Here is a 12,320-nt window from a genome sequence, read left to right as displayed (position 1 = left end):
AAGATCATTCCGACGGGGCTGATCCTTCCGGTTGGTGAAGGTGGGCTCCGGACGCGAAGGCAAGGATGTCGCGGACCGCTTCGCGCAGGCTACCGAAGTGCGGTGCACGCCCTCAACCGCCTCAGGAACGTTGACGCCCCACACCGTCATGCCGGCTCGCAGCCCGGACTGCACTCCCGACGGGGCGTCCTCGACGACCAAGCAGTCCTCCGGCCCGGCACCAAGACGCGCGGCGGCCTGGAGGTAGGGAACGGGGGACGGCTTGCCCTCCTCGACGGCGGCGGCGTCCACGATCAAGCCGGGTACCGGCAAGCCGGTCCGGATGAACCGTCCGTGCACCCGGTGCTCATAGTTCGAGGTCACCAGCGCCCAGGACCCGGTTGGCAGGCCGGACAGCAGCTCTGCCGCACCGTCGAACGCCGCGTAGACGCCGGACCGAACGTCCTCGTCCTCCAACTCGTGCAGCGTGGCCAGGCACTCCCGGGGATCACGGTCCGGAGCAACCTTGGCAAAGGTCTCCAGGGGCCTCGTCCGCAGCGCCACCTGATAGACCTCGCCAGGATCCAACCCATAACGTTCCGCCCACGTTTGCCAGACCCGGCGCTGGTTGTCCACGGCATCGATCAATGTCCCGTCGACATCGAACAGGACGTACCTCTTGGGGCGGGGCTGAGCGGGTCCGCTGGTCATGCCTTGATCATTGCGCATCCTGCGCCAGTCCCCGACTTCGCACCTCGTCGTCGCCTGTGGCTCCTCTGGCGCACGGCTGTCCGCTGAGCTCGGCTCGGGCGGGCACGCGGTCTCGTACGTCGCGGCCGGCCTCGTATCGCTCGAGAGCGTCCGCTCGGACGCCACCGAGATCCGGGACCGGCTGGACAGCGGTGAACTCCCGCCGCTGCGCGGCTTCGTGGGCAACGCGGGCATGCAGTACACGAACGGGCTCACCGAAACGCCCGACAGTCTCGAATCCACCTTCGCCGTCAACGTGCTCGCCAACCACCTGTTCGTCCGCCCCCTCCAGGACCGCTTCACCGCTCCCGCCCGGATCGTGATCACCGCCAGCGACACCCGCTTCGGCGACTTCAGGCACAACCTGGGCATGGTGCCCGGTCCGGTCTGGCACTCGCCGGACGTCCTCGCCCGCACGGGCGCCTTCACCGGCCGGACACCACGGCCGCCGGGCGCACCGCGTACTCGACGAGCAAACTGGCCGCCATCTGTCTCGTGCACGAGCACGCGCGCCGCCAGGCCGGCCGGGATCGACGCCGTCGCCTACAACCCGGGCTTCGTCCCTGGCACCGACCTCGCCCGGAACGCGGATTGAGTGTGTTCCGCAGCATCGACGGGGCCGGCGATCACCACGACGTCGTTGTGGTCGACGACGCTGGCTCCCTGCTGTCCAGAGCGAGGATCAACGACGACGTCGAGGGCCTCGCCCAGCTCATGACGATCCTCGCCGCTCACTCGTCCGGCATGGTACGGCCCGCGAAGTCGGCGAACCAGGAGAGCATCTGCGGGTGGGTGACGGCTCCCTCGCTGCTGACATCGGCGACCCGAGCACCCTGCAGGATGCGCTTGACCGGTACCTCGAGCTTCTTGCCGGTCAGCGTGCGCGGGACGGCGGGGATCGGAACGATGACGTCGGGCACGTGCCGCGGCGACAAGTGGTGCCTGATGGCTGTGGCGATGCGTTGGCGCAGACCCTCGTCGAGCGCGGTGCTCCCCGTCGTCACGACGAAGAGCGGCATGAAGTAGCCCCCGTCGGGCCGCTCCACGCCCACGACGAGGCTGTCGGCAACTTCGGGGAGCTGTTCGACGACGGCGTAGATGTCGGCGGAGCCCATGCGCACGCCCATGCGGTTGAGCGTGGAGTCCGAGCGGCCCGCGACGACGACCGACAGGTCGGCGTCGATGGTGACCCAGTCGCCGTGCCGCCAGACACCGGGGTAGGTGTCGAAGTAGGCGGCCCGGTAGCGGGTGCCGTCGGGGTCGCCGACGAAGTGGAGCGGCATGGACGGCAGGGGCGCGGTGACCACCATCTCGCCCTGCGCACTGGTCAGGGGCCGCCCGGATGGATCCCACGCGGCGAGTGCGACGCCGAGCGCCGGGCCTGGGATGCGGCCCACCCGAACGGGCAGCAGCGCGGAACCGCCCGCGAGGACGGAGCAGATGTCAGTGCCGCCGCAGATCGACTGCAGCCAGACGCCAGGGGCGAGCCGGTCGTGGACCCAACGCCAGGTACTGGGGGGCAGGGCCGAGCCGGTCTGCAGGATGGAACGCAGCCGGTTGAGGTCGAACGCGGCCGCGGGGTGGGTGCCGGACTTCTCGACGGCGGCGAGGTAGGCCGCGCCCACGCCGACCATGGTGGCGCCGGTCCGTTCGGCGACCCGCCAGGCCCCGTTCACGTCGGGGAAGGTCGGGCTGCCGTCGTACAGGACGATCGTGCTGCCGTGCAGCAGACCGCCGACCAGGAAGTTCCAGACCATCCAGCTGGTGGACGTGATGAACAGATAGCGGTCGTCGGGGCGCAGATCGGCGCCCAGCCCGAGGGCCTTGAGCAGTTCGACGACGATGCCGCCGTGCCCTTGGACGATCCCCTTGGGCAGTCCGGTGGTCCCCGACGACCACAGGATCCACAACGGGTGGTCGAAGGGCACGTCGGCGAACTCCAGCGGCCCTTCGGCGGCCGGCAGCGCGGACCAGACGTGGTGCTCCACACCGGGCGGCGCCGGCCAGGGTTCGGCCGGCGCCGGGAAGAGGTGGTCGACCGCGAGGACGTGGCGGAGGGTGGGCAGCCCCTCCACGAGTTCGGCGACTGCGGGGCGCCGGTCGTACTCCTTGCCGCCGTGACGGTAGCCGTCGGCGGCCACGAACACGACCGGCCGTGCCTGCCGGAGCCGGGCGAGGACGCTCGGGGTGCCGAAGTCCGGTGAGCACGCCGTCCACACGGCGCCGATGGCGGCGGTGGCCAGCAGTGCGACGACGGCCTGCGGGAGGTTGGGAAGGTATCCGGCCACGCAGTCGCCGGGCCCGACGCCCATCCGGCGCAGGGCCGCCGCGACGTCGGCCACCCGCCGGCGCAGCTGCTCCCACGAGGTCTCCACGGGCGTGGCGTCGCCCTCGGCCACGCTGACCAGCGCCGGGCGGGCGTCGGTGGCCTGGGCCAGGCACCGCTCGGCGAAGTTCAGCCGGGCACCGGGGAACCACGTGGCGCCCGGCATCGAAGCGTCGCCCAGCACCTCGTCGTAGCCGGTGACGGCATCCAGCCCGTAGTACTCCCACACCGCCGACCAGAAGCCGGGCAGGTCGGTGGAGCTCCACCGCCACAGCGCGGCGTAGTCGGCGAAGTGCAACCCCCGCACCTCGTCCAGCCATTCCACGAAGCACGCGACGTTGGAGTCCTCCAGCTCGCGGCGACCGGGAGACCACAGCAGGTCGGTGTCGGTGTTCATCGTTGCCTTTCCGGGGGCTGCACAGGGGAGCTCAGCCGAGCTCGAGTTCGCGGAGGAGTTCTTCCGCACGCGGCCACGGACCGTGGCCGGAGGCGGGGTTGAGGTGTCCGACCGCGCCCAGTTTCACAAGGTGGCTGCACCAGTTCCGGGTCAGCTCGGCGACCCGCTCGAGGGTTCCCAGGGGATCGTTGGAACTGGCCGCGACAAAGCTCGGGAAGGGCAGCGGCGACCGGGGGACCGGGATCCATCCGTTCTCGGCGAGCACCTCGGGGGTGGGGTAGCCCTCCGGCAGCGGCCTCTCGAAGTCCGGCGGGGTGACCAGGAGCGCGCCCCTGACGTCGGCTTCGTGCCACTGCGACCAGTGCACGGTGGTGATCACACCGGCGCTGTGGGCGACCAGCACGACCGGCCCGTCCACCTCCGAGATCACCTTGGTGAGGGCGGCCACGCGGGCCTCCCGGCTGAGCTGGTCCTTCGTCAGCGGGGGAACGGTGCGGACCGTGCGCCCTGCCTCGGTGAGCCGGTTGGCCAGCAGGGTCTGCCAGTGCTCCTCGACGTGGTCGCGCAGACCGGGGACGATCACGACCACTGGTTCGGTGGTACGGCTCATGAGGACGCCTCCGCTTCCTCCGGCTCCGCCACCGGGGCGAGCCCGGTCAGACGGCGCAGATCACGGTCGTAGTAGTGGCGGCCGATCAGGAAGGCCGCGGTGGCGGCGAGCGCGGTGAGCGGGATGACCCGCAGCGCGCCGAGCAGGTCCACGCGGTCCGCGAGCGCGCCGGTGAGCGCGGGTCCGGGGGCGAGCCCAAGGAGGCTGTTGGCCAGGGTGAGGGTGGCGAAGGCCGTCGCGGAGATGGAGGCCGGGGTCAGATTGGCCACCATGGCGGCGGCGGGGCCGGCCGTCCCGGCCGAGAGCAGGGCCCCGGCTGCCAGAACCAGCAACTGCGCCGGGCCGGCCGGCAGGCGGAACGCCGCCATCAGCAGGATCAGCGATCCGATGCTGCAGGTGATGGCCACAGCCCACTTCCGGATGGGGAACGCCTGGCTGATCCGGTCCGAGGCGATCCCGCCGACGATCATGCCGATGCCGATGATCAGGACAAAGGCCCCGGCGGTCGCGCCCGCCTTCGCGGTGGGCATGTCGTAGTAGCGGTTGAAGTAGCTGGGCAGCCAGGCCATGAGCGCGGCGGCGATGAACAGTTGGAGTCCGCTGCCCACGTAGGCGCTGATCACCGAGACGGAGGAGAACAGCCGCGGCAGGAGCGTGCGCAGTCTGTCGCGTGCGCCGGCGTCGTCCGTGGCGTCGGGGGAACTCGCCTTCGGCGCCAGCCTCTTCTCGGTGACCACGAGGCCGTACACCGCGGCCAGCACGAGGCCGAAGATGCCCATCACGCCGAACGCCCAGCGCCAGCCGAACTGTTGGGCCACGGCGCCGCCGATTGACACGCCCAGGACCGAGCCGAAGGCCCCGCCCGCGATGAAGGCGCCGGAGAGGGTGGCCCGCAGGGCGACCGGGAAGATGCTCAGGACGACGGCGATGCCGACGCTGCCGTACGCCGCTTCACCGATGCCGACGAAGAGGCGGCCGACGAACATCTGGCCGTAGCTCGCCGACACGGCGCAGCCCAGGGTCGCCACGCTCCACATGGCCGCGGCCAGCAGCAGGCTTTTCACCCGGCCCCAGCGGTCCGCCATGAGCGACATGGGGAAGGTGAGCAGGCCGACCATCAGCGCGACGACGCCGCTGAGCGAGCCCAGCCTCGCGTCGGAGAGCAGCCATTCGGCCTTCAGCATCGGGAAGACGGCGTTGAGGACCTGCCGGGACATGTAGTCGGACAGCAGCAGGCCGAAACTCAGGGCGAAGACCACCCAGGCATAGCGCCTGGACACCGGCCACCGGGACGAGGACGTCGTCGCCGTCTCCGGAAGGGGCTTCGCAGTGGTGTGCAACTCCATTGTCATCACCTCACGCGCTCTTGAAGGAAGGTCAGAAAGGTCTGTCGCCGACGATCCCGGCGCGCTCCATCCGGCGGACGGCGGGCCAGTAGTCCTGCACGGCGTAGTGCTGGGTGGAGCGGTTGTCCCAGATGGCGACGCTGTTCGGCGTCCAGCGCCAGCGCACCTGGTACTCGGGGATCGCGGCCTGGCCGGCCAGGTAGTTCAGGAGGTGGCTCGCGCCCGGGGCGTAGTCCTGCCCGAAGCGCACCCGCTCGGGCGTGTGGTAGTTGACGAAGTGCGTCGCGAAGCTGTTGACGAAAAGGATCTGCTCGCCGGTCTCGGGGTGGGTGCGCACCACCGGGTGCTCCGCGTCGGGGAACCGGGCCTTGAGCGCGTGGCGCTGCTCGTGCGGCATGACGGCGCCGAAGGTGGCCTCGATGCTGTGCCGGGCTCGCAGGCCCTCGATCTGCGTCTTGATGTGCTCGGGCAGGCGGCGGTAGGCCTCGACCATGTTGACCCAGATCGTGTCGCCGCCCACCGGGGGCGATTCCACGCACCGCAGTACGGCGCCCATGGACGGGTTCTCGCGCCATGTGCCGTCGGTGTGCAGGGCGTTCTCGTAGTGCTCGGCGGGGCTGTCCAGGTCCTTGTAGATCCGGACCAGGCCCGGGTGGTCGGGGTCGCTGCCGGCCACGGGGTGGTCTTCCAGCGGGCCGAAGCGCTCGGCGAAGGCGACGTGGTCGGCGCGGGTGATGTCCTGGTCCCGCAGGAAGAGGACCTTGTACTGCAGCAGCAGGGCCTTGATCTCGGCGAACAGATCGTCGTCGCGTGCGGCGTCGGCGAGGTTCACGCCGATCAGCTCGGCGCCGATGGTGCAGGTCAGCGGTTCGACCTTGAGAGAGTTGCGGGAGTCCGGGTGCACCAGCGCGGGTGCGCCCTCGACAGGGCTGAGGGTCTGTTCCATGGTGCTTCCTCCTGGAGAGGGTGGTGATGCACGTGGTGCTCAGGGCAGGAGTACGGACGATCCCGTGGTCCGCCCGGCCTCGAGCGCGCGGTGCGCCTCGGCGGCGTCATCGAGTGCGAAACGCTGGTTGATCTCGATGCGGATGCGTCCGGCGGAGACGTGGCCGAACAGCTCGCCCGCCAGCTCGGCTCGCTCAGCGGGGTCCGCGATGTAGTCGGCCAGCGCCGGGCGGGTCACGAAGAGGGAGCCGCCGATGGCCAGTTGCATCGCGTCGATCGGCGGCACCGGCCCGGAGGCCGTGCCGAAGCAGACCAGCAGGCCGCGGCGGCGCAGCGAGGCGAGCGAGGCAGCGAACATCGTCTTGCCGACGCTGTCGAAGGCGACCGGCACCCCGGCGCCGTCGGTCAGCTCGCGCACCCGCTGGGCGACGTCTTCGCGCCGGTAGTGGATGACGTGGTCGCAGCCGTGGGCGCGGGCCAGCTCGGCCTTCTCCTCGCTGGAGACCGTGCCAATGACGGTGAGGCCGAGGAGCTTTGCCCACTGACATACGATCAGGCCGACACCGCCCGCCGCTGCGGTCAGCAGTATCGTGTCCCCGGCCTTGAGCGGGTGGATCCTGCGCAGCAGGTAGGCCGAGGTGAGGCCGCGCATGGTCATCGCGGCGGCGGTCTCACAGCTGATCCCGTCCGGCAGCCTGATCAAGGAGTCGGCGGGCATGACGCGTTCGGTGCTGTACGCGCCGAGCGGGCTGCCGGTGTAGGTGACGCGGTCGCCCTCGGCGACGTGCGTCACGCCCTCGCCGACAGCCTCGACGACGCCCGCGGCCTCGACGCCGAGCCCGGCGGGCAGTGGGGCCGGGTAGAGGCCGGTGCGGAAGTAGGTGTCGGCGAAGTTGAGTCCGACGGCCTCGTGCCGGATCCGCACCTCGCCCGGGCCGGGGTCGCCGACGACGACCTCCTCCCAGTGCAGGACCTCGGGACCGCCGGTCTCCTTGAAGCGGATGGCGTGCGCCACGGTTGTGCTCCGTTGTTTGTGGGGCGAGAGGAAGAACGGGCCGCCGGTGCCGGGGGGTTGGGCCCCGGCGGCCGTGTGGTTGTCGCGTGGACGCGGGTAACGCGCGATCAGACGTCGCGTTGCATGAAGCCACGCCGGCCGGGCCGACGGTTGGGCACCATGCCGAGTTGGGCCAGGGTCTCGTCGGCGTTCGCGTAGTACTCGCCGAGCTTGTAGATCTTCTTGGCCTCGGCGCCGGTCGCGATGTCGCGGCCGAGCGTTTCGGAAATGTGGACCATCTGCTCGACCTGCTCGACGGTGGTCATGCGCTCGCCCTTGCGGCGCCAGAGGTTGTCCTCGTTGCCGACACGCACGTGCACGCCGAGCGCGATGCCGATCGTGTTCATCGGCGCGACGGCACGCATCGAGCTCTCGATGGTGAGGACGGCGCCGTCGGGCGTGCGGCGGACGAACTCGATCAGGTCGGCGGGGTGCCGGCCCGCGAAACCGCCGCCGATGGCGACGTAGTTGAGGATGAGCGGGCCGGTGTAGATGCCCGCCCGGATGAGCCGCTCTACCGTCTCGAGCTGGGCCAGCGTGGCGAGTTGGAAATGGGGCTGGATGCCGCTCGCGTGCAGGCGCTTGAGGTGCTCGAGGTAGAAGTCCGGGCCTGCCTCGACGACCATGTCGCGGTAGGCCTTGTAGTACTCCGGTTTCGCGATCGAGGTGCCTTCGAGGTCGTCGTCGGTCATGATCTCGACGATGTTCATCTGGCTGGTGTTGATCGCGATGGTCACTTGGTCCGGCGCCGGTGTGAGGTCCGCGAGCAGGTGGCGGGTGTCGTAGCTGAGCCACTTGGCCTCGCTGCCCTCGTCCTCGGGGGCGAAGGAGATCGACCCGCCGATCTGCAGCACCATGTCCGGCACCGCCTCGCGCAGCCGGCCCAGCAGTTCGTTGAACATGGACATCCGCTTGGAGCCCTTGCCGTCGAGCTCGCGGACGTGGATGTGCAGGACGGTGGCGCCCGCGTTGTAGCAGTCGACGGCTGCCTGCACGTGCTCGTCCATGGTGAGCGGCAGGTCATCGGCGTCACCGGGCAGCCACTCGGGCCCGTACGGAGCGGCCTGGATGACCAGCTTCTCCTGGTTCTCAGGGAAGAGTGAGTCGTCGTGGAAATGCACGGTCCGTCTCCTTCGTCGGATCGGTGATCACTCGCTGGGGCATCGCGGAGTACGATGCCGGGGCCTGTGACATCTGGCGAGGATCGGAGTGGGGCAGCGGAGGACCCGGGCGCACTCGGCCCGCGTACGTTCGGCTGGTCCGGAGGGAGCGTGCTCTAGGGGGAGTTGCACGACCCTCCGGAGGCCGATCCGCCTCTCCGCGGTGCTGCCAAGGTAGGGCCGAGCGCGGAGGGATGTTTGACTCGTGGTGACGGTCGACTTGTCATTTGGGGACATGGGTGCGCGGCCGTGCCCGTCGCGCGTGCCGCCCCCCGGCGGATCGCGTGCCCGGCGGCGTCAGCCCTGCCGCGGGATCCGCCGGTTGCGCCACTCCCGCGCACTGCATCCGAACTGCTCGCGGAACCAGCGTGAGAACGCGCTCAGTGAGGAGAAGCCCAGCAGATCGGAGATCTCCGTCAGGGAGCGGCGCGGATTGGCCACGAACTGCTCGGCGAGGCGCGCACGCGTGGTGTTGAGCAGCGAGGAGAACGTCTCGCCCGAGGAGGCCAGATGCCGGTGCACGGTGCGGCGGTCGACGCCCAGGCTGCGCGCGACCTGGTCGACGGAGCAGCGCCCGGTCGGCAGCAGGGCTTCGATCAGTTCGCGCACCCGGTCCGCCTCCGACGTGTCCCTGGGGACCGCGATGGCTTCGAAGTACTGCCGGGCGTAGGTCCGCAGCTGCGGGTCCGCCATCGCGTTGGGAGCGTCGAGATCGCCGGCGTAGAAGACGATGCCGTCGAACTCGCGGTCGAACTCCACTCCGGGACCGAACAGGCGCCGGTGGGTACCCGAGTCCGCCGGAGCGGCGTGTGTGAACCACACGGACAGGGGCTGCCACCGGGGGTCGAGGAATCCGCGCAGGACCCGGTGGTAGGCGCCCACGGCCAGTTCGGTGGCCTGCCGGGCCTGCATCGCCTCACCGAGCCGCAGGTCCACCTTGAGCGTGGCCAGGCCGTTTCCTTGGGACAGCCGGGTGTGCAGGGCCTCGTTGTACATGTGCTCGTGCCGAAGCAGCATCTCGAGCGCGCTGCGCACGTCGGGCTCCTCGCGGACGACCAGGCTGATGGGGCCGAGATTGGAGAAGCGGCGGCGCTCCGCCAGGAGCAGGCCGAAGTCCTCGTGACGCGAGGCGGTTGCCGACAGCTCCAGAAGCTGGGCCGTGGCCGCGCCGGAGATCCACCGGTCCTGGACCGCGAGATCCGCGGTGTCCAGCCCCACGCGCTTCATCAGGGCCTGCGGGTCGATGCCGAGGAAACGGCTCAGCTCGACATAGCCGCTCAATGCCGCGGTGCGGACAAGAGGCTTCATGGGCGTCGCTCCCGGTTGTGTCCCCAGAAGCTAAGTTTGATGTCACCTGAGGTCAAGCATCGGAGCGTGGTGCGACCTAGCATGACACCCGCTGAACAGCCCAGGACCCCCGCGTCGCGGTCGCGGTTGCTGGTCCGGGACCGGCGCGGCCGGACGGTACGGAGGTGGACATGACCGGCAGGACAGGAGCGGGTGACGTGCCGCGCGAGTTCCGCGCAGGCCCCTCGGGATGGCGCGGCGCGGACCTGCGGGCCACCGACGAGTGGCTCCTGCGTCTGTCCCCCCGGCAGCTCGCCGAACTCTCCGAGGCGCTGTCCACGGCCCGCCGGCGCGGTGTCACGCTGCTGAGGCTGACCGTCGCCGACTTCCCGCTGCCGACCCTCGCCGGCGAGCTGGAGCGCATCGGCGACGTACTGGAGCACGGACGCGGCTTTGTACTCATCAGGGGCATCCCGGTCGACCGGCTCAGCGAGGCGGCCGCGAGCGCCGTCTTCTGGGGCCTCGGCCAGTACCTGGGACGGCCTGTCTCGCAGAACGCGGACGGGCACGTGCTCGGCCACGTCCGGGACACCGGCCGCACCATGGCCGATCCGGCAACCCGCGGGTACCAGACGCGGGCAGCACTGCCCTTCCACACCGACGCGGCGGATCTGCTCGCGCTGCTGTGCCTCAGGGCGGCCCGCTCCGGCGGCCGCACCTCCCTGGTCAGCTCGGCGGCGGTGCACGACGCCGTGCTGAAGTTCCGCCCGGATCTGGCGGAACGCCTTCGCCGTACGCACTACTTCGACCGGCGCGAGGAGCATGCCCCCGGCGAGCCCCCGTACCTCGCTGCCCCGCTCACCGCCCGGTCCGCAGGCCGGCCGAGCCTGCGCTACCACCGCTGCTACCTGGAGTCCGCGCAGCGCTTCCCCGACGTGCCCCGGCTGGAACCGGCGGACCTGGAGCTGTTCGACCTCATCGACGAGCTGGCGGGTTCCCCGGAGTTCCGTCTCGACATCGACCTCGAGCCCGGCGACCTGCTGCTGTTCAACAACCACGCGACCCTGCACGCCCGTTCTGAGTTCGAGGACTTCGACGCGCCCGAGTTCAAGCGCCACCTGCTGCGCCTGTGGCTCGCCTTCGGGGACTGTCGCGGCCCCGACGCCGCCCGCCACGGAGTCGCGCCGCGCGACGTCGTCCGTCCCCGGAGTCCGCTCACGACGCGGCAGTTCCAGGCGGCGGTCGCGGCCGTGTCCGGCGCCGCGCCGGTCGCCCACACAAAGCCAAGGAGACTGCCGACATGACCAACCTCGCCACGTTCCTGGTGGAGTCCGCCGCGGTCCGGGGCGATCGCATCGCCGTGCGCCACGACGACTCCACGCTGACGTACGCACAACTGGACGAGGCCAGCGCCCGTGTCGCCACACTCCTGCGCGTCCGCGGTCTCCAACCCGGCGACCGGATCGCGCTGACCATGCCGAACGTCCCGCTCTTCCCGGTGCTCTACTACGGCGTTCTGCGGGCCGGCGGCGTGGTGGTGCCGATGAATCCGCTCCTGAAGGCCCGCGAGGTGGCCTTCACCCTGCGCGACTGCGGGGCGCGGATCGCGCTGGCGTTCCCGCCGTTCGCGGACGAGGTCGCGAAGGCCTGCGCCGAGACCGGGACCGTATGCCTGGTGACCGAGCCCGGGACCTTCGAGGAGATGCTACGGGCCTGCGAGCCGATGCCGGGCATCGCCGACCGGTCCGGCGACGACCCAGCCCTGATCCTCTACACCTCGGGAACCACCGGGAGTCGAAGGGCGCCGAACTGTCGCATCGCAACCTGACGTCCAACACGGCCACCACGGCCAGGACGCTGCTTCAGGTCGGCCCCGACGACGTCCTCTTCGGCGGCCTTCCGCTCTTCCACGCCTTCGGCCAGACCTGTGCGCTCAACACCACCGTCGCCGCGGGCGCCACGCTGACCCTGCTGCCGCGGTTCGCACCGCGGCGGGCTCTGGAGATCATGGCCCGGGACGGCGTCACCGTCCTTCCTCGGCGTGCCGACGATGTACGCTGCGCTCCTTCACGCCGAGTTCCCCAAGGGCCCCACCGGCAAGATCCTCAAGCGCGAGATCGTCGTCACCGGCCTGTGAAGCATGTCGGCGTACGCATCGTCACCGACGAGCAGCCGGTGACGATGCGCGTGGTCGTTGCGGTGAGAGGGCCTGGGGTCGAATCCTGGTCGAATTGTGTGCACGGGCGGCCGCCGGGGGTGTCGCGGCGGTGGGCAAGCCTGGCGGCGCGGCGATCTGCTGCTACAAGCGGCTCGTCCGTCTCACCACGTAGGACACGCTCTTATGCCAGTGCGGAGGTTGTTCCAGCCGAATGATCCTGGTGGATCCCTGCACGACGAGGGCCCGTCCGGTGTGCGGACGGGCTCGCTGCTTCAACGCGCCGGGACAGCCGAGACGCCTACGCCTGG

Annotated in this window: 10 protein-coding genes and 2 pseudogenes; 4 read left to right on the top strand and 8 right to left on the bottom strand. The window is 70.4% G+C overall.

Annotated elements, in window-relative coordinates; genetic code table 11:
• Positions 1-4: 4 nt before the first annotated feature.
• Positions 5-690: pseudogene (locus ACFY0T_RS37655) on the bottom strand (HAD family hydrolase).
• A 10-nt stretch (positions 691-700) separates the two neighbouring features.
• Here ACFY0T_RS37655 and ACFY0T_RS37650 point away from each other — a divergent pair.
• On the top strand, positions 701-1,324 hold the full coding sequence (locus ACFY0T_RS37650) for a hypothetical protein (RefSeq protein WP_388881389.1): 624 nt from the start codon (positions 701-703) through the stop codon (positions 1,322-1,324).
• 136 nt (positions 1,325-1,460) lie between these two features.
• Here the strand turns inward: ACFY0T_RS37650 and ACFY0T_RS37645 are convergent, their stop codons facing one another.
• The 7 genes from ACFY0T_RS37645 to ACFY0T_RS37615 all read right to left on the bottom strand — a co-directional run bounded on the left by ACFY0T_RS37645 (position 1,461) and on the right by ACFY0T_RS37615 (position 9,875).
• Positions 1,461-3,452 carry an acetoacetate--CoA ligase gene (locus tag ACFY0T_RS37645; RefSeq protein ID WP_388881386.1) on the bottom strand — a complete coding sequence of 664 codons (1,992 nt, stop codon included), beginning with the start codon at positions 3,450-3,452 and terminating at the stop codon, positions 1,461-1,463.
• A gap of 31 nt (positions 3,453-3,483) precedes the next feature.
• Positions 3,484-4,062 (bottom strand): RBBP9/YdeN family alpha/beta hydrolase, encoded by a 579-nt coding sequence (locus ACFY0T_RS37640; RefSeq protein ID WP_388881383.1) that lies wholly within the window; start codon positions 4,060-4,062, stop codon positions 3,484-3,486.
• Entirely contained in the window at positions 4,059-5,408 is a 1,350-nt protein-coding gene (locus ACFY0T_RS37635) for an MFS transporter (protein ID WP_388881380.1), read from the bottom strand. The genes ACFY0T_RS37640 and ACFY0T_RS37635 overlap by 4 nt, the downstream gene beginning before the upstream one ends.
• A gap of 31 nt (positions 5,409-5,439) precedes the next feature.
• A complete protein-coding gene (locus tag ACFY0T_RS37630) occupies positions 5,440-6,354 on the bottom strand; it encodes a TauD/TfdA dioxygenase family protein (protein WP_388881377.1) in 915 nt (304 codons plus the stop codon).
• A gap of 39 nt (positions 6,355-6,393) precedes the next feature.
• Positions 6,394-7,368 carry a quinone oxidoreductase family protein gene (locus tag ACFY0T_RS37625; RefSeq protein WP_388881374.1) on the bottom strand — a complete coding sequence of 325 codons (975 nt, stop codon included), beginning with the start codon at positions 7,366-7,368 and terminating at the stop codon, positions 6,394-6,396.
• Between the two features lie 107 nt (positions 7,369-7,475).
• Positions 7,476-8,528 (bottom strand): 3-keto-5-aminohexanoate cleavage protein, encoded by a 1,053-nt coding sequence (locus ACFY0T_RS37620; protein WP_388881371.1) that lies wholly within the window; start codon positions 8,526-8,528, stop codon positions 7,476-7,478.
• 336 nt (positions 8,529-8,864) lie between these two features.
• On the bottom strand, positions 8,865-9,875 hold the full coding sequence (locus tag ACFY0T_RS37615; RefSeq protein ID WP_388881368.1) for an AraC family transcriptional regulator ligand-binding domain-containing protein: 1,011 nt from the start codon (positions 9,873-9,875) through the stop codon (positions 8,865-8,867).
• Positions 9,876-10,045: 170 nt separating this feature from the next.
• Between ACFY0T_RS37615 and ACFY0T_RS37610 the strand changes: the two genes are divergently transcribed.
• The 3 genes and pseudogenes from ACFY0T_RS37610 to ACFY0T_RS37600 all read left to right on the top strand — a co-directional run.
• Positions 10,046-11,158 (top strand): TauD/TfdA family dioxygenase, encoded by a 1,113-nt coding sequence (locus ACFY0T_RS37610; RefSeq protein ID WP_388881365.1) that lies wholly within the window; start codon positions 10,046-10,048, stop codon positions 11,156-11,158.
• Positions 11,155-11,682, top strand: a complete 528-nt coding sequence (locus ACFY0T_RS37605) for an AMP-binding protein (protein ID WP_388881362.1) — start codon at positions 11,155-11,157, stop codon at positions 11,680-11,682. Before ACFY0T_RS37610 ends, ACFY0T_RS37605 begins: the two co-directional genes overlap by 4 nt.
• A pseudogene (locus ACFY0T_RS37600) lies at positions 11,568-11,828 on the top strand (AMP-binding protein); the annotation flags it as partial. The gene ACFY0T_RS37605 and the pseudogene ACFY0T_RS37600, both read left to right, overlap by 115 nt.
• Positions 11,829-12,320 lie beyond the last annotated feature (492 nt).

The organism is Streptomyces sp. NPDC001530 (genome assembly GCF_042894545.1).
Taxonomy (GTDB): Bacteria; Actinomycetota; Actinomycetes; order Streptomycetales; family Streptomycetaceae; genus Streptomyces.
Note: the sequence above shows the minus strand (reverse complement) of the source record. Positions and strands in the feature narration are given on the sequence as shown.

What these genes read in the sequence shown, in the direction of transcription:
- ACFY0T_RS37645 (WP_388881386.1), bottom strand. Translation starts at nt 3,452, where the DNA reads ATGAACACCGACACCGACCTGCTGTGGTCTCCCGGTCGCCGCGAGCTG.
- ACFY0T_RS37640 (WP_388881383.1), bottom strand. Translation starts at nt 4,062, where the DNA reads ATGAGCCGTACCACCGAACCAGTGGTCGTGATCGTCCCCGGTCTGCGC.
- ACFY0T_RS37635 (WP_388881380.1), bottom strand. Translation starts at nt 5,408, where the DNA reads ATGGAGTTGCACACCACTGCGAAGCCCCTTCCGGAGACGGCGACGACG.
- ACFY0T_RS37630 (WP_388881377.1), bottom strand. Translation starts at nt 6,354, where the DNA reads ATGGAACAGACCCTCAGCCCTGTCGAGGGCGCACCCGCGCTGGTGCAC.
- ACFY0T_RS37615 (WP_388881368.1), bottom strand. Translation starts at nt 9,875, where the DNA reads ATGAAGCCTCTTGTCCGCACCGCGGCATTGAGCGGCTATGTCGAGCTG.
- ACFY0T_RS37610 (WP_388881365.1), top strand. Translation starts at nt 10,046, where the DNA reads ATGACCGGCAGGACAGGAGCGGGTGACGTGCCGCGCGAGTTCCGCGCA.
- ACFY0T_RS37605 (WP_388881362.1), top strand. Translation starts at nt 11,155, where the DNA reads ATGACCAACCTCGCCACGTTCCTGGTGGAGTCCGCCGCGGTCCGGGGC.